Annotated in this window: 20 protein-coding genes; 15 read left to right on the top strand and 5 right to left on the bottom strand. The window is 73.5% G+C overall.

From position 1 onward, the window contains the following. Window positions 1-217 precede the first annotated feature (217 nt). The 4 genes from CP980_RS32490 to CP980_RS32475 all read left to right on the top strand — a co-directional run bounded on the left by CP980_RS32490 (window position 218) and on the right by CP980_RS32475 (window position 3,726). Window positions 218-433, top strand: coding sequence for a DUF6243 family protein (locus CP980_RS32490; RefSeq protein WP_099887931.1), 216 nt, complete (start codon window positions 218-220; stop codon window positions 431-433). A gap of 220 nt (window positions 434-653) precedes the next feature. After that, window positions 654-905: a hypothetical protein gene (locus tag CP980_RS32485; protein ID WP_150529796.1), complete on the top strand. Its 252-nt coding sequence runs from the start codon at window positions 654-656 to the stop codon at window positions 903-905. Window positions 906-958: 53 nt separating this feature from the next. After that, window positions 959-3,202 carry a heavy metal translocating P-type ATPase gene (locus CP980_RS32480; protein WP_150530440.1) on the top strand — a complete coding sequence of 748 codons (2,244 nt, stop codon included), beginning with the start codon at window positions 959-961 and terminating at the stop codon, window positions 3,200-3,202. Further along, on the top strand, window positions 3,199-3,726 hold the full coding sequence (locus CP980_RS32475; protein WP_150529795.1) for a copper chaperone PCu(A)C: 528 nt from the start codon (window positions 3,199-3,201) through the stop codon (window positions 3,724-3,726). Before CP980_RS32480 ends, CP980_RS32475 begins: the two co-directional genes overlap by 4 nt. 23 nt (window positions 3,727-3,749) lie before the next feature. On the opposite strand, the gene CP980_RS32470 is transcribed toward CP980_RS32475, so the two are convergent. Further along, window positions 3,750-4,730 (bottom strand): zinc-binding dehydrogenase, encoded by a 981-nt coding sequence (locus CP980_RS32470; protein ID WP_150529794.1) that lies wholly within the window; start codon window positions 4,728-4,730, stop codon window positions 3,750-3,752. 83 nt (window positions 4,731-4,813) lie between these two features. Then, a complete protein-coding gene (locus tag CP980_RS32465) occupies window positions 4,814-5,398 on the bottom strand; it encodes a TetR/AcrR family transcriptional regulator (RefSeq protein ID WP_167535915.1) in 585 nt (194 codons plus the stop codon). 260 nt (window positions 5,399-5,658) lie between these two features. On the opposite strand from CP980_RS32465, the gene CP980_RS32460 reads away from it, so the two are divergent. Then, window positions 5,659-7,287, top strand: a complete 1,629-nt coding sequence (locus CP980_RS32460) for a sigma-70 family RNA polymerase sigma factor (RefSeq protein WP_167535914.1) — start codon at window positions 5,659-5,661, stop codon at window positions 7,285-7,287. 36 nt (window positions 7,288-7,323) lie between these two features. Here the strand turns inward: CP980_RS32460 and CP980_RS32455 are convergent, their stop codons facing one another. Further along, entirely contained in the window at window positions 7,324-8,277 is a 954-nt protein-coding gene (locus CP980_RS32455) for a GlxA family transcriptional regulator (protein ID WP_150529791.1), read from the bottom strand. A gap of 220 nt (window positions 8,278-8,497) precedes the next feature. Here CP980_RS32455 and CP980_RS32450 point away from each other — a divergent pair, with 220 nt between their 5' ends. From CP980_RS32450 to CP980_RS32420, 8 genes are all read left to right on the top strand, one after another. Continuing rightward, a complete protein-coding gene (locus tag CP980_RS32450) occupies window positions 8,498-9,184 on the top strand; it encodes a DJ-1/PfpI family protein (RefSeq protein WP_150529790.1) in 687 nt (228 codons plus the stop codon). A 48-nt stretch (window positions 9,185-9,232) separates the two neighbouring features. Then, window positions 9,233-9,712, top strand: coding sequence for a hypothetical protein (locus CP980_RS32445; RefSeq protein WP_150529789.1), 480 nt, complete (start codon window positions 9,233-9,235; stop codon window positions 9,710-9,712). Window positions 9,713-9,714: 2 nt separating this feature from the next. Next, window positions 9,715-9,987, top strand: coding sequence for a DUF3817 domain-containing protein (locus CP980_RS32440; RefSeq protein ID WP_150529788.1), 273 nt, complete (start codon window positions 9,715-9,717; stop codon window positions 9,985-9,987). 174 nt (window positions 9,988-10,161) lie between these two features. After that, window positions 10,162-10,383: a hypothetical protein gene (locus CP980_RS32435; protein ID WP_150529787.1), complete on the top strand. Its 222-nt coding sequence runs from the start codon at window positions 10,162-10,164 to the stop codon at window positions 10,381-10,383. A gap of 66 nt (window positions 10,384-10,449) precedes the next feature. Then, window positions 10,450-10,674 (top strand): hypothetical protein, encoded by a 225-nt coding sequence (locus tag CP980_RS32430; protein WP_132760978.1) that lies wholly within the window; start codon window positions 10,450-10,452, stop codon window positions 10,672-10,674. 158 nt (window positions 10,675-10,832) lie between these two features. Continuing rightward, a complete protein-coding gene (locus CP980_RS32425; protein ID WP_150529786.1) occupies window positions 10,833-11,510 on the top strand; it encodes a DUF4232 domain-containing protein in 678 nt (225 codons plus the stop codon). Window positions 11,511-11,627: 117 nt separating this feature from the next. Further along, window positions 11,628-11,789 carry a hypothetical protein gene (locus tag CP980_RS35330; RefSeq protein WP_167535913.1) on the top strand — a complete coding sequence of 54 codons (162 nt, stop codon included), beginning with the start codon at window positions 11,628-11,630 and terminating at the stop codon, window positions 11,787-11,789. Window positions 11,790-12,015: 226 nt separating this feature from the next. Further along, window positions 12,016-13,524 carry a UDP-N-acetylmuramoyl-L-alanyl-D-glutamate--2,6-diaminopimelate ligase gene (locus CP980_RS32420; RefSeq protein ID WP_150529785.1) on the top strand — a complete coding sequence of 503 codons (1,509 nt, stop codon included), beginning with the start codon at window positions 12,016-12,018 and terminating at the stop codon, window positions 13,522-13,524. A 25-nt stretch (window positions 13,525-13,549) separates the two neighbouring features. Here the strand turns inward: CP980_RS32420 and CP980_RS32415 are convergent, their stop codons facing one another. Together CP980_RS32415 and CP980_RS32410 are read right to left on the bottom strand one after the other, a co-directional pair. Further along, a complete protein-coding gene (locus CP980_RS32415; RefSeq protein ID WP_150529784.1) occupies window positions 13,550-13,966 on the bottom strand; it encodes a hypothetical protein in 417 nt (138 codons plus the stop codon). Between the two features lie 175 nt (window positions 13,967-14,141). Further along, window positions 14,142-15,032, bottom strand: a complete 891-nt coding sequence (locus CP980_RS32410) for a LysR family transcriptional regulator (RefSeq protein WP_150529783.1) — start codon at window positions 15,030-15,032, stop codon at window positions 14,142-14,144. Between the two features lie 212 nt (window positions 15,033-15,244). Here CP980_RS32410 and CP980_RS32405 point away from each other — a divergent pair, with 212 nt between their 5' ends. Continuing rightward, entirely contained in the window at window positions 15,245-16,498 is a 1,254-nt protein-coding gene (locus CP980_RS32405) for an FAD-dependent monooxygenase (protein WP_150529782.1), read from the top strand. 4 nt (window positions 16,499-16,502) lie between these two features. Further along, complete coding sequence (locus CP980_RS32400; RefSeq protein ID WP_150529781.1) at window positions 16,503-18,776, top strand: XRE family transcriptional regulator; 2,274 nt, start codon at window positions 16,503-16,505, stop codon at window positions 18,774-18,776. Window positions 18,777-18,874: the final 98 nt, after the last annotated feature.

Genomic DNA, 18,874 nt, shown 5'->3' with positions numbered 1-18,874 from the left:
CGGGCCGAGGGTGCCCCGGCAGCCGAGGAAGAGCGGGGCGTGACGAGTGGTGTCGTCACGCCCCGCTCCCGCACGCTCGCCCCCGGCGGGGCAGGGGTACGATCGAGAGGTCCATGCGCCAGTACCTGGACGAGTCGGGCAGCTGACAGGAAACAGCTGAAGGCAGCTGGTCCCGGCACTCGCCGGTAGATCACTTCACATCATGCCGGGAGAAACCGTGACCGTGAGCAAGAACATCAACAACCCCGTGGGCCAGGGTGGCGGCCAGCGCAAGCGGCAGTCCCGCGCCGAACGGCAGAACAACGGTCCGCACCGCAACCTCGACCGCCGGAGCGCGGCCGACCAGAAGGCGGAGCTGGTGCGCAAGATGCGCGAGAAGGCGGGCGCGGCCGAGGGCACGGAGCAGGCGGGCGACGACACCGCACAGAGCTGACGCACCGCCCCGCAGGGCGGCAGAGGGCCCGGACCGCGCCACGCGGTCCGGGCCCTTCGGCGTACCGGACGCACCCGGGCGCTGCGCGGCCTGAGCCGCCCCCCTGCCGGCGCCGAGATCCATCCCGGCCTCCGGGAACTGCGCCTCCGTCTCGTCCGACCACCTCCGCGGAGCTCATGGAGCGGAGATCCGTGAGCGAATCCTCGGATCAGGGAAGTCGATGACCGAAGAAGGACCCTCGGTGTTTCGGGTGCCGGCGGTGGCGGGGCGGTGGGCGCCTCCCCCGGCATGGGCCGGGTTCGTGCTGCTGCTCCTGGCGATGTTCGCCCTCGCGTACGGGGTCGGGGCGGCAGCCGGTCCCATCGCGCCCGGCATGCACTCCCCGCGGACGGATCCGGGCTCGCCCGGGGGTTCCGATCCCGGCGGCATGGGCGGCATGGGCGGCGGCATGCACCCGGGTGCCGGGCGGTGACGGCCGAGGTGGCGGACGTCGCCCCGCTGACCACGGACCTCCTCGTCAGCGGCATGACCTGTGCGGCCTGCGTGAACCGCGTGGAGAAGCGTCTGGCCAGGCTCGACGGCGTGAGCGCCGCGGTGAACCTGGCCACCGGCAGGGCCAGAGTGACCCACCCCCCGGACGTCACCACCGACGAGCTGCTGGCAGCGGTCGGACGCGCCGGCTACCGGGCCGAACCCGTCGTCCCACCCGTGTCCCCGCCCGGGGCCCCGCCCACGACCCCTCCGAGCGGGCGCGCGCAGGGCGACCACGTCGGCGAGGACCGCGAGCGGCTGCTGATCACCGCTCTGCTCTGCCTGCCGGTCATCGTCCTGTCGATGGTGCCCGCGCTCCAGTTCCGCAACTGGCAGTGGCTGTGCCTCGTGCTCTCCGCCCCGGTGGTGGTCTGGAGCGCCTGGCCGTTCCACCTGAGGGCGGCCCGCGGGCTGCGGCACTCCGCGGCCACCATGGACACCCTCGTGTCCCTGGGCGTCCTCGCCTCGTTCGCCTGGTCCCTGTACGCCCTGTTCCTCGGCGGTGCGGGCGATCCGGGCATGCGGATGCCGTTCAGCCCGTTTCCCTCGGCGGGAGGCGATGTCGCGCACGTCTACCTGGAGGCCGCGGTCGGCGTCCCCCTCTTCGTCCTGACCGGCCGCCACCTGGAGGCGCGCGCCCGGCGCGGCACCGGTGAGGCCCTGCGCTCCCTGGCCGGGCTGGCCGCCAAGGAGGTGACCGTGCGGGAGGGCGGCGAGGAGCGCCGGGTGCCGATCGAACAGCTGCGACCGGGGCAGGAGTTCGTCGTGCGGCCCGGCGAACGGGTCGCCGCCGACGGCGTGGTGGTTTCGGGCAGTTCGGCCCTGGACCTCTCCCTGGTGACCGGGGAGAGCGACCCGGTCGAGGTGGGCCCGGGCCGGCCGGTGGTCGGCGCAGCCGTCAACGCGGGCGGGCTGCTGCTCGTACGGGCCACCGCGGTGGGCGCGGACACGCAGCTCGCCAGGATCACCCGTATGGTCACCGAGGCCCAGGCGGGCAAGGCCCGCGCCCAACGCCTGGCGGACCGGGTGGCGGGCGTGTTCGTACCGGTCGTCCTCACCCTGGCCGTCACCGTCCTCGGCTTCTGGCTCGGCGCCGGGGCCGATCCGCAGGCCGCCGTCACGGCGTCCGTGGCGATCCTCGTCGTCGCCTGCCCCTGCGCCCTGGGACTGGCGACCCCCACCGCGCTCATGGCCGCGACCGGCCGCGGTGCTCAACTCGGCGTTCTGGTCAGCGGACCGCAGGCGCTGGAGGCCCTTCGCCACGTCGACGTGATCGTTCTGGACAAGACCGGCACCCTCACCACCGGCCACATGTCGGTCGTACGGGTCACGGCCGTCGACGGCGGTGTCGGCCGGGACGCGGCGATACGGCTGGCCGGGGCCGTGGAGCAGGGGTCCGAGCACCCGCTGGGCCGCACGCTCGTCTCCTGCGCACGGCGCCTGCTGCGCGAGGGCCCCTTGCCCGAGGTCACCGGCTTCCGGGCGACCCCGGGGCACGGCGTCGCGGGTGAGGTGGAAGGCCACCGCGTGGAGGTACGAGTCCCCGGCGACGGCCTGCCCCGCCCGCTGGCGCGGGCGCTGGCCGAGGCGGAGGCCGCCGCGCTCACGCCGGTCCTCGTGCGGGTGGACGGGGCCGACGAGGCCCTCGTCGCGCTGGGCGACGTCCTGCGCCCCGGCAGCTTCCGGGCCGTCGACCGGCTGCGGCGGCTGGGTTTGGAGCCGGTCCTCGCCACCGGCGACCGCGAGGCCACGGCCCGGGCGGTCGCGACGGAGCTCGGCATCGCCGCGGTCCACGCCCGCTGCACACCGCAGGACAAGGCCGCGCTGGTGAGGGAGTTGAAGGGGCGTGGGCACCGGGTGGCGGTGATCGGGGACGGCGTCAACGACGCGGGGGCGCTGGCGGAGGCCGACCTCGGGATCGCGATGGGCAGCGGAACGGACGTGGCCATCGGGGCCGCCGACGTGACGCTCGTACGGGGGGACATCGAGGCGGTCGCCGATGCCGTCCACCTCGCCCGGCGCACGCTGGCGACGATCCGCCTCAACCTCGTGTGGGCGTTCGGCTACAACCTGGTGACCGTTCCCCTGGCGGCCGTGGGGTGGCTGAACCCGATGGTCGCCGCGGCGGCGATGTCCGCCAGTTCGCTCCTCGTCGTGGCCAACAGCCTGCGCCTGCGCACCTGGCGGCCCTCGCCCGCGCGCTCCGCGGCCGCCTTCCGAAAGGCCTCCCGCCGATGACCTCCTCTCCCGGCCGGACGGCCTCCGAAGGACGACGGCCCGACCGCCGGCGCCTGCGCGACGGGCTGGTCGCCGCGCTCGTGCCCCTCGTCGCCTGTCTGACGGCGCTCGTCGGCCTGACGGCGTGGACGAAAGCGGGGGCGGCCGGCAGCCCGGCGCGCATCGAGGTCGGCGTAGGGCTGGTCTTCCTGCCCTACGCCGACAAGGAACGTACGGCCGCCTTCTTCACGATCGCCAACACCGGCGGAGCCGATGACCAACTGGTGTCCGTGACCTCGCCGGCCCTGGAGGAGGTGATGCTCAGCCGGCACGAGCGGGTGGGCGAGGGCGCCGACGCGATGCGGATGGTCGCGTCCCTGGACATCCCGGCCGGCGGCCGCCTGACCATGAGGCCGGGCTCCGTGGACGTGATGGCGAGGGTGAAGGTCCGCTGGAAGGAGGGGGACGCCGTCCCCTTCGTCCTGCATTTCCGGCGCAGCGGACCCGTGGACGCGGTGGCCTTCGTGGTGCGGCCCGGCAGCTAACGCGGCTGCCCCGGGGCAGGGGTTCAGCCGACGGTGACGACCATCTTCCCGAGGGCCTCTCCGGCTTCCATGGCCCGGTGGGCCTCCACGATCTCCTCGAACCGGAAGACCCGGGCGGGACGGGCCCGCAGGACACCGGACTGGACCTTGGCGTACATCTCGTCCAGCGGTACGTCGCCGAGCGGGAACGCGGGCGTGCCCAGCACGAAGGCGCTGCCGAAGAAGCTGAGCCGGACCCCGCTGGGGAGGTCGGCGATCGGGTCGAAGTCGCGTACGGGCTCGAATCCGCCCAGGAAGCCGAGCTGGCAGACGCGGCCGCGCGGCCGGACCAGGGCCAGCGAGTCGCGCAGGACGCTGTTGCCGACCACATCGAACACCGCGTCGACGCCGATCTCCCGCTCCGCGGCCTGCACGGCGAGCGCGCCGTCGTCGATCAGCACGTCGGCAGCCCCGAGCTCCTTCAGCAGGGGCGCCCGCAGCGGGTCCCGGGTCGTGGCGAGGACGGTGGCGCCGTGGTCGACCGCCAGGTTGACCGCGGCCTGGCCGAGCGAGGAGGTCGCTCCCCTCACCAGGACCGTCTCGCCCGGCCGCAGGTCCAGATTGCCGAACAGGCCGCTCCACGCCGTCGCGTACACCTCGGGAACGGCCGCGAGGTCGACCCAGTCCAGCGAAGAGCGGACGGCCACCACGTTGGTGGCCGGTACGGTCACCAACTCCGCGTAACTTCCGTTGCGAGTGCGCCCCATGCCGCCGAGGATCGCCACGACCCGCGTGCCGGGGGCGAGTTCGCCGGACGGGTTCGCCTCCACCACCCCGGCGCACTCGATGCCGGGGACGGCCGCGACCTTCCCCCAGGCGCCGCTACGCATGTAGGCCTCGGCGTGGTTGAGGCCGAACGCCTTGACCCGGATCAGCACTTCGCCGTCGGCGGGTACCGGGTCCGGCAGTTCGGTGAGGGTGAGTACCTCGGGTCCGCCGTGGGCGGAGATGACGATGGCCTTCATGTACCGACTCCATTCTTGAGCAGTCATTCAACTATCGGCGCGAAAGAAGGGCCACCGCACACGGTGGCCCGTATGCCCCGCCGTCAGGCGAGAGCGAGGAAGGCGTTGTCGACGATCGCACGCAGGAGCCGCTCATCGGGATCGGCCTTGCCGACGACCATGAGCCCCTGACAGGTGGCGACCAGCAGTTTGGCGCTGCCGGAACAGTCCAGCGAGGCGCGCACCTGCCGCCTGCGGGCCGCGTTCTCCAGCGCGTGGGTCATGCACCGCTCCAGGCGGGCCAGATGTCCGCGGACGACGGCCGCCGCCTCGTCGTCCTCGGCGGCGTTCTCGATCGCCGTGTTGACGAGCAGGCAGCCCTGCCGGCCCTCGGGGCTGAGCAGATCGCGCACCAGTCCGTCGAAGTAGCCCCGGATCTCGTCCAACGAGGCGCCGGACGCTTCCAGTGCACCCAGCTTCTGGGGGACGACCAGCTGCGAGTACCGCTCCAGCGACTTCAGGAAGAGCGCACGCTTGCCGCCCGGGAAGGCGCTGTAGAGGCTGCCGGGCTTGACCCCGGTCGCCTTCACCAGATCCTCGACGGACACCGCCCGGTACCCGCGCTCCCAGAACCGGAGCATGGCCACGTTCAGGACGGCGTCGGGCTCGAACTCTCGGGGTCTGGGCATGTGAGAAAAATACATGAGCGACCATTCAAGAACAACCCGCATCCCCTTCGGGAGAGGGCTTGACCTCGGCACGCTCCCGCCGCTTTGCCAGGCCTTTACTGAAAATGCGTCAGGCCGGACAGTCCCCGAGGGCACGGTTGCCCACGGACCCCCGGAGCGTGCACACTTGCGCGAATTCCGGCCGGGCGCAGCGTCGCACCCCACTGCCCACCTGCCTGGCATTCGCCACGCCGGCCATCAGCAAGTCAACGGGAGCAAGGTTGAGCACATCGGGAACTGCCCGCCGGCAGGACCTCCACGACCTCAGCGACGCGGAGCTCTGCGCGCTGCTCCGCGAGCGGGACCCGGCGTCGGGTGCCGACGTCGGCGACGTGATGGGCGAGGTGTTCGCCCGTCACCACGACTCCGTACTCGCCTACGCGCGCACCTGCAGCCGCGACCCGGCCACCGCCGGCGACCTCGCGGCCGAGGCCTTCGCCCGCACCTACCGGGCCGTCGCCTGGGGGGCCGGCCCCGAGTACGCCTGGCGGGCGTACCTGTTGACCTGCGTGCGCCGGGTCGCGGTCGAATGGGCGCGCCGGGGCGCCCGCACCCAGCTGTCGGACGACTTCGACACGTGGGCCGCCGGTCTGTCCGACGACCAGGACGTCGAAGGCGCCGCGCTGGCGGCCGAGGAGGGCTCGCTGGTCCTGCGCGCGTTCCGGTCGCTGCCCGAGCGCTGGCAGGCCGTCCTGTGGCACGCGGTCGTGGAGAGCGAGCCCGCGGCCGAGACGGCCCGGCGCCTCGGGATATCGGCGGGCGGCGTCGGCTCGCTGGCGGCGCGCGCCCGCGAGGGCCTGCGCGAGGCGTACCTGCGCGCCCACCTGGACGAGAGCGCGAGCGACGAGTGCCGGCACTACGGCGGCCTGCTCGCCGCCGCGCTGCGTCGGCCGGGCAAGCGCATCACCAGGGACCTGTCACGCCATCTGCGGGCGTGCGGGGAGTGCGGACGGGCCGAGCGTGATCTGCGGGCCGTCAACAACCGGTTGGGCGCCCTGCTGCCGGCCGGGATCCTGCTGTGGCACCCCGCCTCCTCCGTGCTGTCCGCCGGTGCGCACGGCGCGCACCACCTGGCGGCGGGCAAGGTGGTCGGTCTCAAGCTGGCCGCGGCGCGGTTCGGCGCGCCGAAGTGGACCGCGGCGGCGGCCGTCGCGGGCACGACGCTCACCGCGTTCGCCCTGCTGCCGGCCGAGGAGCGGATCGAACAAGCGGCGCCGGTACCCATGGTCGCGAGCCCGAAGCCGAGCGAGGAGCCGGACCCGTACCCGCTGCCGGACGCGACGGAGTCGGCGCCCCCGATCGTGTCCATCGGCCTCCCCGTGTCGGGCGTCGCCGCCCCCTCCACCCCCGCCACCCCCGCGCCGTCCTCCGCGGCGCCCTCGCCGACCCCCGCCCCCACCGGGCTGCGCCTGGTCAACACCGCGTCGGGTCTGTGCGTGGGCTTCGCCGGCAGCGGTTCCGAAGGGCCGCTGCGGCTCCAGGCGTGCACCGGCGAAGCGTCCCAGGGCTGGCAGCGCCTGCCCGCCGGCCGCAACACGTACCAGTTCCGGAACACGGGCACCGGGACCTGCCTCGACGGAACCGGCGCCGGCGGGAACGTCGTCGACGTCACCCTGCGCGCCTGCCGCTCCGGCCCCGGCCGTGAGACGCAGCTCTGGAAGTCCGAGCAGGCCGGACGATCCGGCGCCTTCCGGCTCTGGTTCGTGCCCCCGGTCTCCAGGAGCGACTACGCCGACCACCTGCTGGGCCCGCGGAACTGGCCCAAGTCCGATCCCCCGCGCCAGGGTTCGGCGCTGGTGCAGCTGCCCGACTACTACAACTCCGCCAATTTCCTGTTCACCCTGGGGTGAGCTCAGGGGCGGGGCGGTGGAGCCGGAAGGCCGGGGTCACCGCGCGGCCTGGCCCTGGAAGGCGCGACGGTAGGCGTTCGGACTCGTGCCGGTGATGCGCCGGAAGCGGTCCCGGAAGGCGGTGGGCGAGCCGAAGCCGACCTGGGAGGCGATCCGCTCGACGGGGTGGCCGGTGGTCTCCAGCAGGTACTGGGCCTGACGGACCCGGGCACGGTGCAGCCACTGGAGGGGCGAGGTGCCGGTGTGCTCGCGAAAGCGGCGGTTCAGAGTGCGTACGCTCATCCCGGCCCGCGCGGCGACCTCGTCCAGCGTGAGCTCGCAGCGGGCGTTCTCCTCCATCCAGCGCAGCAGCGGCTCCAGCGTGGATCCGCGCGGGGCGGGCGGGTGCTCGTGGACGATGAACTGCGCCTGCCCGCCGTCGCGTTCCAGCGGCATGACGGACAGCCTGGCGGCGTCCGCGGCGACGGCCGAGCCGTGGTCACGCCGGATCAGGTGCAGGGACAGGTCCAGTCCTGCGGCGGCTCCGGCCGAGGTCAGGAACTGCCCGTTGTCCACGTAGAGCACGTCCGGATCCACCTCGATCGCCGGGTACCGGGCGGCCAGCAGCGGGGCGGCCACCCAGTGGGTGGTGGCGCGCAGCCCGTCGAGCAGGCCGGTGGCGGCGAGTACGAAGGCGCCGGTGCAGATCGAGGCGATGCGGGTGCCGCGTCCGGCGGCCTCGCGCAGCGCGTCGAGGACCTCGGGCGGGAACGGCACGTCGGGGTCGGCGACGCCGGGCAGCACGATCGTGTCCGCCTCCGCGAGGGTCCGGAGCGGCCAGGGCGCCTTGAGGGTGAACGCGCCCGCGTCCACCTCGCCCGCGGCCGCGCAGACGCGGACGCGGTAGGCGGGGCGGCCGCCGGGCAGCCGGGTGCGTCCGAAGACCTCGATGGGAGTGGACAGGTCGAAGGCGATGACTCCGTCCAGTGCGAGGACGGCCACGGTATGCATGGCCCAACCCTAGGGCTGCCCCGCATTCCGGCCAAGCCGCCGATCGCGGCACCTCGCCCGTCCGGCGGCCGGGAAGGGGCACGGAACAGCCGCCTTCCGGCCTGGCCGGAATCCGGTGGAAGCTGGCAATCCAGCCACTGCTGATCGCCGATGGCGGTGACTACCGTCGGCTCCGGCACCCCGCGTGGGGTGTCCCACCCCCTGGAGAGGACCCTTGCCGATGCTCTGTCAGATCGTGCTGTTCGACGGCTTCGACCCGCTGGACGTCATCGCCCCGTACGAGGTGCTGTTCGCCGGCTCGATGGCGGCTCCGGGCGCGCTGACCGTCGAACTCGTCTCGGCCGAGGGCCCGCGCGAGGTGCCCAGCGGCTCCGGGCCGCTCACCCTGCGGGCGACCGCCCGCCTCGACCCGCAGCGGGCCGACCTGCTCCTGGTACCGGGAGCGGCGGGACCGCTCGGCGCCGCGGACGGGCCGGCCGACGGGGCGGACCCGGACGCGCCGGGCAGCCGGGACACCATCCCCGCGCTGCTGGCCCGTACGGTCACCACCGGGCTGCCGGCCCTGCTGAAGGAAGCCCTCGACCGGCCGGACTCGATCGTGGCCACCGTGTGCGGAGGCTCCATGGTGCTCGCCATGGCCGGGCTGATCGAAGGCCGTCACGCCACCACCAACCGTCTGGGCCTCGACCTGCTGCATGCGGCCGGCGCCGTCGCGATCGACGCCCGCGTCGTCGACGACGGGGACCTGGTGAGCGGAGCCGGCGTCACCTCCGGCCTGGACCTCGGCCTCTACCTGCTGGAGCGTGAACTCGGCCCGCGCATCGCGCACGCGGTGGAGCAGCTGTTCGACCACGAGCGCCGGGGTACGGTCTGGCGCGCCACGGGCCCGGTACCCGCCGCCTTCTGACGACCAGCCCCTCCGCCCGACTCCCGAGCACCCCGGAAACGCCCTCCCGTGACGAAACTCCTCCTCGCCGTGCACGTCCTGGCGGCCATCATCACCATCGGCCCGGTCACCGTGGCCGCCGGCATGTTCCCGCCCGCCGCCCGCAGCGCCGCGGCCGCACCGGGCGACCCCGCCCACCTCGCCACCGTCCGCACGCTGCACCGCGTCTGCCGGGTCTACGCCGTGATCGCGGTGGTGGTTCCGGTGTTCGGCCTCGCGACCGCCCACAGCCTCCACGTCCTGGGCAGCGCCTGGCTCGTCACCTCGATCGCCCTCACGGTCCTGGCCGCGGTCGTGCTCGGTGCCCTCATCCTTCCCCACCAGGGCTCGGCCCTGGCCGCCCTCGACGGCGCGGACGAGACGCCGGATCTCGCGCTCGTCCGGCGTGTCGCCGGACAACTCGGCATGTTCACGGGCGTGTTCAACCTTCTCTGGGCCACGGTGACGCTCCTGATGATCATCCGCCCCGGATCCACCACTGGAGCCTGACCATGCACCCGCCCAGCCGACTCCTGCGCCTCAGCGCGCCCGTCGAACTCCTCTCCCTGTCGGTGCTGCTCGTCAACGTCGCCTTCCTGCACCAGGAGGCGGTCGCCTCGGCGATCGGCCCCCTCCACGGCTGCGCCTACCTGATCGCCCTCATCGCGGCCGCGCGGGAGGCCGGCCCGGACCGCACCGTCACGCTCCTCGCCGTGATCCCCGGCATCGGGGGCATGCTCGCCCTGCGCCGCCTGGCCGCGCCCGCGCGTACCGCTCCGCACTGAACGCCGGACCGCCCGCGCCGGTACCGGCCCGCCGATCCGCGGCGGAGCACGAACACCCAGGCCGGATCGCGGGCGACATGAGCTCTTTGTCCTGGCTTCGCATGGTATGACCTCCCCATGATGGGCGGGCCGGGACCGGGACGGTCCCGGCCCGCCCCACCGGAAGGCTCCGCCGTGCCGCGTACCCGCCGTCGAACCGCGCTCCTGCTCGCCGCCCCGTCCTTGTGCACCGTGTCCGGCACCGGCCTCACCCGCTACACCCGGGTGGTCTTCGGCAGCCTCGGGCCGGGCGGCTGCTTCACCGGCGAAGAGGGCGCCGACGTGGTGGCGCTCAGCGCGACCGCCCTCATCGCCACCGCCCCCGAGTGGCCCGCGGCGGCAACCGTCTCCGTCTAGGCCGCGACCCCTCGCGGACAGCTGATGAACCCGCTCCCCTACACCTACCTCGACTGAAGGCCGGAAATGGACGAGAAGAAGCCGCAGAGCCCGGACGATCCCGAAGCACTCTCCGACGAGCAGATGATGAAACTGATCAATGAAATCCTCGACAGCGTCCCGCCCGAGCAGGCCGAGGACTGCCTCCTCGCCATCACCGAGGGGCGAGCGGCCCCCCACCGCGTTCCCGTTGACCTGACCCCTGCCCAGGCGAACAACCTCCTTCTCTTCCTCCACCGGGGCGGCGGCTGATCCCGCCCCTGACCGGCGGGCGGCGGGGCCCGTACGTCATGGTCGTGTCACCGGAGCGGCACAGCGCTGTAGCCACGGGAACTCCTGCCGGCCGCTTTGTCGTGCCTGTCGGCGTACGGGCCGGCGCAGCACCGGTCGTCATCCTCGGGAGGTTCCCCATGCAGTACACAGCAGGCGTCCGGCGGACCGCGTCCGTGCTGGCGGCCGCGGCCGCGGCCGCCGCCCTGATGACCGGCTGCACGCCGTCCGGCGACGCCGGCGCGGCCGGCGAGCCTTCGCAGTCCGTGCAGTCGCCGGTTCCCGGGGCCACCGCGGGCGGCAGCGGCGCCGGCGGCACGGGCTCGGCGAAGCCGGCGGCCTCGGTCTCCCCCACCGTGTCCGGTGGCAAGGCGAAGCCCTGCACGAGCGACGACGTGAAGGTCACGGAGGCCCGCCAGGCTGCCGTCCGGCCGCCTGGCACGGGAACCGGCGCCGCGATCGTCGCCGTCGCCAACGTCTCGAAGAGCACCTGCACGCTGCAGGGCTTCCCCACCGTCGCGGGTGCGGGCAACGGATCCCCGGACAAGAACGTGCCGCTCACGACGGCCCACAGCGGCTCGGCGACCTTGGTGTCCCTGGCTCCGGGCGCCCGCGCCTGGACCAAACTGACGTTCGTCAACGTGCAGGGCGAGGCCGACGGATACTGCGAGTCCGGCGCCACGCCCGCCTCCTTCCCCACGCTCGTCGTCGGGGTCCCGGGCGCGGGCGCGCACCAGACCGCCCTCGACGACGGAGTCCTCGCCCTGTGCGACAACAAGGCGACGGTCACGGCCTATGCGGCGACGAAGCCCTCGTAACGCCCACCGGCACGCCGCCACCGAGGTAGCCGCGCACCTCCGGCGGAGCGAACATCACGGGGGCTCCGCGGTGGCGGTGTGGCGTTCGGGGGGTGTGGGCGGCCGTACACTCGGCCCATGAACCGCACACGCGTCACGGAGGAGTGCCTGCCGCAGGCCGCTCCCTCGGCGCGTGCGGCCATCGCGGCCCGTCGGGCCCGGACGGGCGCCCGCTCGCGGACCGTCGCCGGCGGCGAGGCCCCCACGGTCGGCCGCTGCACCCCGCACGGCCACGGCTAGCGCCTCCCGCCGCGCCCGCTTCCCCGCCCGCCGTCCCACCTCGTCCGGGCCTTCGCGCGCCCCTTCCCGGGACGCCTCCAGCTCCGGCGTCCGGGCCGGACCACCGTGCCCGCGCCCCGGCCCTCCCGGGGCCCCGTGGCCCGGGTGCGTCCCACCGCTCCTCACCCCATCACCGCAGGGCCGGCGGCCGTCCGCCGGCTCTGCCAACGTTCCCGAAGGGACCACCGTGCAGTTGAGCGGGTTGCTGACCGGCCACGAGCACCACGTCATCCAGGGGGACTCCGCCTCGACGCGGATCACCGCGGCCACGACCTTCGACGTCGACCGGGTCGTGCCGGGCTCGCTCTTCATCGCCGTACCCGGTCACCGCGGAGGCGGCCCCGCCGCCATCGGTGCGGCGCTCGCGCGCGGGGCGGTGGCCGTACTCGTCGACGCGGCGGGAGTCGCCACCGTGCCCCCGCGACGGGAGCTGCCGCCCGCGGTGTGCGTCGTACAGGTGGCCGACACCCGCAAGGCCGCCGCCGTCGCCTCCTCCCGCTACTTCGGCGAGCCGGGGCGGCACATGGACGTGGTGGCGGTCACCGGGACCAACGGGAAGACCTCCATCTCGTACATGGTCGAGTCGCTGCTGCGGATCTCCGAAGGCGCCTCGGTGGGCGTCATCGGAACGGCGGGCAGCAGGATCGGCGACGAGGTGATCCCGATGCCGCCCTCGGTGCTGACCACTCCGGAATCGCCCGACCTGCAGTACCTCCTGGGCCGCATGCGCGACCGGGCCACGAGCAGCGTGGTGCTGGAGGCCACCTCGATGGCGCTGCAGACGTACCGGATGGACCGTACGTTCGTCGACGTCGGCGTCTTCACCAATCTGACCCAGGACCACCTGGACGACCACGGCACGATGGACCGCTACACGAACGCCAAACTCCGGCTGTTCCAGGGGCTGTGCCGGCACGCGGTGGTCAACGTGGACGACGCCGTGGGAGCCGGGATCCGGGCGATGATGCCGGGGGCGGTGACGACGTACGGGATCGACACGGAGGCCGACTTCCACGCCTCGGACCTGGTCGCGGACGCGTCCGGCACCCGGTTCACCCTGCACCACGCGGGCCGGGCCCACCCCGCGGCCATCCCGGTGCCGGGCCGGTTCTCGGTGTCCAACGCGCTGGCGGCCGTGGCGGCTTGCCGGGTCCTGGGGCACGACCTGGTCGGGCTGGTCGCCGCGCTCGCGCAGATGCCGCCGGTACCGGGCCGGTTCGAACGCTTCGTGACCCCCGCCGGCACGTCGGTGATCGTGGACTACGCCCACTCCCCCGACTCGCTCGACAAGGTGCTCACGGCCATCCGGGGTTTCGCCCGCGGCCGGGTCATCACCGTCTTCGGCTGCGGCGGTGACCGGGACACGACCAAGCGGGCCGAGATGGGCCGGATCGCCGGAACCCACTCCGACCTGTGCGTCCTGACCTCGGACAACCCCCGCACCGAGGACCCCGAGGCGATCCTGGACCAGGTCGCCCCCGGCATCGCGGCCACCGGCACCCCGTACGAGCGCTCCCCCGACCGCCGCACGGCCATCGGGTTCGCGCTCGCCGCCGCACGGCCCGACGACATCGTCCTGATCGCCGGAAAGGGCAGCGAACCGCACCAGATCGTGGGCGAGGAACTCCTGCCGTTCAGCGACATGGCGACCGTCCGCGATCTCGCCGGGACCGAACCGGGCGGCGCCGTCCGGTAGCGCTCGCCTTCTCGGCTGCCGAGGGTCAGATCTCCTTGGTGGCGTTCAAGCGGGCGATGTCCGCTGCGTACGCGGCGGTGCGGAGCGTCGAGGTGCCCGACACGTACAGGCCGGTGCCGAGGACCGCGAAGGGGAGCGAGAGCAGGAGACCTGCGGTGATGGGTCCCCAGTCCCGCTCGGCGTCGCAGCGCTCCCCCGTGTCCGAACGGTAGGACACGGCGAACCTCCCGTCCTGGTGGAAGGCGCGGGACTCGCACTCGACGGATTTGAGGTGCGTGCCCTGGTCCACGCTGAAGGGGAAGACGAGCAGGTAGCCCAGCCAGAGCCAGATCAGCACGGCTACGGCCATCAGCCCCCGTCCCCAGCCTTGTTGACGCAGGCCGCGCACCCGGAACTCCCGGTCGTAGACCTGCGCCAACGCGTTCATGGGGGTGACGTTCATGGCAGTGAACCTAGCGCAGGCCGGCTCGACGGCGTCAATGACCGGCGTCGGGTGGCGACCGTGGTGGCTCGGGCCGGGAGGAACGCAGGGTTTCACGGGAACGGCGGGCGGACAACTCCCCTGCACGGAACGTCGGATGCGGTCTCGGTGGACCCGGCCGCCGCCCCGGCTCGGGTCACGCGGACAGTTCGGTCCACAGGTCGAGCAACGCCCTGAGCGGCGCACTCGCCCGGGCGCCCGCGCGCCATACGAACACCTTCCGCAATCGGATGGCCGGCTCCAGCGGCACGACGGCGAACCGCGGGTCCGCGACCAGGACCGGACTGGCATGGGAGGTGAGGGCGATGCCGATGCCCTCGGCGACCAGGGCGAGTTGGAGGGCGACGTCGTTCGTCGCGTAGGCGATGTCCAGCCGCAGTCGCCTCGCGGCGAAGGCCTCGCGGATGTACGCGTGCACACCGCTGTCGGGGCCGTAGCTGATGACGGGCCCGCGGACCAACTCGTCGAGGGTCATCGGAAGGTTCGCCAGCTCCGCGGACCGGCTTCCGGCAGGGAGGACGGCGACGATCCGGTCCTCCAGGAGCACGCGCGAGGCGACGCCGGCGGGCTCGCCGTCCGGCGGTCCCGCGACCACGGCCGCGTCGATCTCCCCCTCGCGCACCTTCGCGACCAGGGCGGGGCTCGACGCCCCCCTGAGACTCACCGCGACCCGGGGATGGCGCCGGTGGTACTCCCCCAACAGGCTTGGCACGAGCGTGCCTTCAAGACCGCCGACCGTCCCCAGCGAGAGCGAGCCGCTGAGCAGACCGGAACGGTCGGCGAACTCCAGCACCGCGGACGCGGCCGCCGCCAGGCAGGCCCGGGCGTGCGGCAGCAGGGCGACGCCGCCGGAGGTGAGGACCACCTGCCGGGGCAGCCGTTCGAACAGGGGCTCACCCAGCTCCTTCTCCAGGGCCTGGATCTGCTGGCTGATCGCGGGCTGCACCACATGGCACCGGGCCGCCGCCTTCGTGAACGACCGCTCCTCCGCCACCGCGACGAAGTACTCAAGGGTACGGAGCTCCATGACCGCAAAACTATCAACTACGCGATCAAGCAACCTGGTTGTGCCCCATGTCGGCGTTGCCGTTCACGCCCTGTGCGGCACTCCCCGGTGCCATCATGGGCCGTGACCGCTGCCATCACTCCTGTGTATTGGACGTACGCGGCCCAGGTGCCGAGGGTGGTACGAGACCGTCGGCCATGCCCGTGGCCCCGGCGAAGGGCGAGGACGGACCGATGAAAGTGACCGTCGTCGGCGGCGGTATCGCCGGGTTGACCTGTGCGCTGAGCCTGCACGCCGCCGGCTTCGAGCCACGGGTGTACGAAGCCGCCCGGACGATCGAGGCGGTCGGCGTGGGCATCAACCTGCTGCCGCACGCCGTCCGGGAACTCTCCGGACTCGGCCTGGACCGCGAGCTGGACTCCGTCGCGCTGCCCCCGGCCCGGCTGAGCTACCGCGACCGGGCGGGCGAGGTGGTCTGGGAGGAGCCTTTGGGGCGCGCTGCCGGGTACCGCTGGCCGCAGTACTCCGTCCACCGCGGGGCTCTGCAGATGCTGCTGCTGTCGGCGGTGCGCGGGCGGCTGGGGCCGGACGCGGTCCGTACCGGCCTGCTCTTCCAGAGGTACGAGGAGACCTCGGGTGGCGTTCGCGCGCACTTCCTGGACCGGTCGAGCGGGCTGCCCGTGACCGATGACGCCGACGTACTGGTCGGGGCCGACGGCATCGACTCCTCGGTCCGCGCCCGCCTCTTCCCGCGCGAGGGCCCCCCGAAGGGGAACGGCGTCCACATGTGGCGCGGGGTCGCGTCCCACCCGCAGCTCCTCGACGGCCGTTCGATCGTGGTGGCCGGGGGCACCCCGGGCGCGAAGTTCGTCGCCTACCCGATCGAGGACCCCGCGACCGCCGGCGGCGATGCCCTGGTGAACTGGGTGCTGGAGGTCCGGCACGGGCCGTCCGCCCCGCCGGCGGAAGGTCCCGGCCGTCGGGTCACCGAGGCCGAGGCCCGCGCCGGGCTGTCGCCTTGGCGGTTGCCCTGGATCGACGTCACGGCGCTCGCCGAGCGCTCCTCGGCGATCTTCGAGTACCCGATGCTCGACCGCGATCCCCTGACCCGCTGGAGCTTCGGGCGGGTCACCCTCCTCGGCGACGCGGCACACCCCATGTACCCCATGGGCATGAACGGAGGATCGCAGTCCGTCGTCGACACCCGCGTACTGGCCTGGTGCCTGGCCCGGGACGACGATCCCGTGACCGCGCTGCGCCGCTACGACCGGATGCGCCGGCCGGTGGTCAACGCGATCGTACTGGCCAACCGCAACCTGGGGCCGGAAGAGATCATCGCGCGGGCCGAGGAGCACGGCGCAGCCCTGCCCGCCGGGCGGGCTCGGTCGATCGCGACCCACTACAAGAAGCTGGGCGGGGCCACCGTGGCCCAGGTCAACGCCGACTCGTCCTGGACCGTCCGGGCCACCGCCACCGACCGGGAGTGACTCCATGAGCGAGACGGAGCTCCCCGGTTTCGGGGAGGTGCTACGGGGCCACCGCCGCGCGGCGCGGCTGACGCTGGAGCAGCTGGCCGAGGTATCGGGCGTCAGCGCCCGGACCCTGTCGGACATGGAGCGCGGACGGAGCAAGGGACCCCAGGCCCGGACCGTGACGGCCCTGGCGGACGCGCTGAAGCTGGCCGGGAGCGGCCGCGCGAGGCTGATCGAGCTGGCGCGCGACGGTCGGCTGCGGGACCACTGGACGCGGCGCAGCGGGCTGTGCGAACTGCCCCGATCGGTCGAGGACTTCACCGGCCGCGGCGAGGAACTGGTCTGGCTGAGCGAGCTGGTGTACGCCGAGAGTTCGCCGGGCGTCGGTGTCGTGGGGCTCGTCACCGGTTCCGCCGGACTGGGCAAGACCACGTTCGCCGTCCGTGCCGCGCATTCCGTGCGGCCGAGCTTTCCGGACGGAGTACTGTTCCTGGACCTGTTCGGCATGTCCCAGCGGCCCCTGGCCGCCGACGCCGCGCTACGGCTGCTGCTGCGGGCGCTCGGCGTCGCCGACCAGCACCTCCCGGCCGACCCCCACGAGCGCGCCTCCTTGTACCGCTCGCTGCTGAGGGACAGGCGTGTCCTGGTCGTCCTCGACAACGCGGCCTCCGAGGAGCAGGTGCGCCCGCTGCTGCCGGGAGGAGGCGCGAGCAGGGCGCTGATCACCACGCGGCGGTTGCTGGCGGGGTTGGAGGGGGTCCGCAGACTCGCCCTGGGCCCCCTGCCGTTGCCGGAGTCCACGGAACTGCTGACCGGCATCCTGGGCGAGCGCTCGGCACGGGACGAGGAATCGACGCTCGCCCGGCTCGCCGAGTTGTGCGGAGGGCTGCCCCTGGCGCTGCGGATCATCGGCAACCGGCTGCTCAGCCGCCCCGACTGGGACGCCGCGCACCTCGCCGCCCGGCTGGCCGACGAGGAGCGTCGCCTGGAGCAGTTCAAGGCCGGCGACCTCAAGATCGCCAACGCCTTCGGAATGTCGTACGAGCAGCTCGCCGACTCCACGCGCCGGGTGTTCCGTAACCTCGCCGTGGTACCCGGCCGGGATCTCGACGCCGCTCTGACGGCCGTCGTCGGCGGGATGCCGCTCGCGGACGCCTGGGACGCCCTCGACGAGCTCGTCGACCTGGGCCTGCTGCAGGACGGCGCCGCGGGCCGATACCGGTTCCACGACCTCGTCCGCCTGTTCGCGCGCGACCGGCTCCAGGAGGAGGAGAGCGCGAGCGGACGCGAGATGCTGGAGGAGAGGGTGACGTCCTGGCTGCTGCGGATGGCGACGATGTCCGGGCGGTGGTTCGAGCCCGGCTACGGCCGGCCCGACCGGCCCGATCCCGATCTCGCCGTCCCGTCCTCCATGGAGGAGGCCGACGGGTGGCTGCGGGTCAACGTGGACAACTGGCTCGGAGCGCTCCGCGCGGCGGCGGGTGGCGGCCGGCACTCCCTCGTCCTCGACTGCGCGGAGTCGATGCACTGGTTCTCCGACCGGTGGGCGCACGGCCCGCACTGGCACGAGGTCTTCACTCTGGGAGCGGAGGCCGCCGGCGCCCTCGGCGACCCGGCGCAGGGGGCGACCCAGCTGAACTACCTGGCCTGGGTCCACTCGGTGCCGCCCGGTGACCCGGAGGCGATCCTGCGGTACGCGGGCGAGGCGCTGGAGCTGGCCAACCGGGCCGGTGCCACCGCGCAGATCGCCTGGGCACACGAGTACACCGCGGAGGCACTCCTGCTGCTCGGCCGGCGCGACGCGGCGATCGAGTCGTCCTCGCGGGCGGCGCAGATGTTCCGGTCCATCAGGGACATCGACTCCTACGTCCAGAGCAACGCCGCCATCACCAAGTGCCTTTTCGACGACGGGCGCTACGCCGAGGCGTTGGAGCGCTACCTCGGGCTGCTCGCCGTGCTGGACGACCCCGGGTCGGGGATGGCGCCGAGCGTCGTCGTGCACAGTCGGCCGTTGGCACTGCTGCGCATCGGCGCCTGCCTGCGGCACCTGGGGCGTCGAGCGGAGGCGATCACCGCGCTCGGCGAGGGGATCGGCCTCGTGGACGAGCTCGGGGCGGCCGACTACCGGCAGGCGGACGCCCTGGAGACCCTGGCTTCCCTGCTGGCCGAAGAAGGCCGCACGGACGAGAGCCGCCGCGCCTACGAACGGGCGGCGCAGGTCTTCGACTCCTTCGGTGACGCCACGGCCAGCGGTCGCTGCCGGGCCCTGGCGAGTGCCTCGGCCCCTGCCTGACGCGGCCGGAGCGGGGGCTGGCCCGGGCTCCAACTCTGCGTGCTGCTCTGCGTGTTCTGCGGGCCCTCGAACGGCTTGGATGGAGCCGCAGGACAGGC

This window comes from Streptomyces vinaceus (assembly GCF_008704935.1).
GTDB lineage: Bacteria > Actinomycetota > Actinomycetes > Streptomycetales > Streptomycetaceae > Streptomyces > Streptomyces vinaceus.
This window is presented reverse-complemented; position numbering and strand designations above follow the sequence as displayed.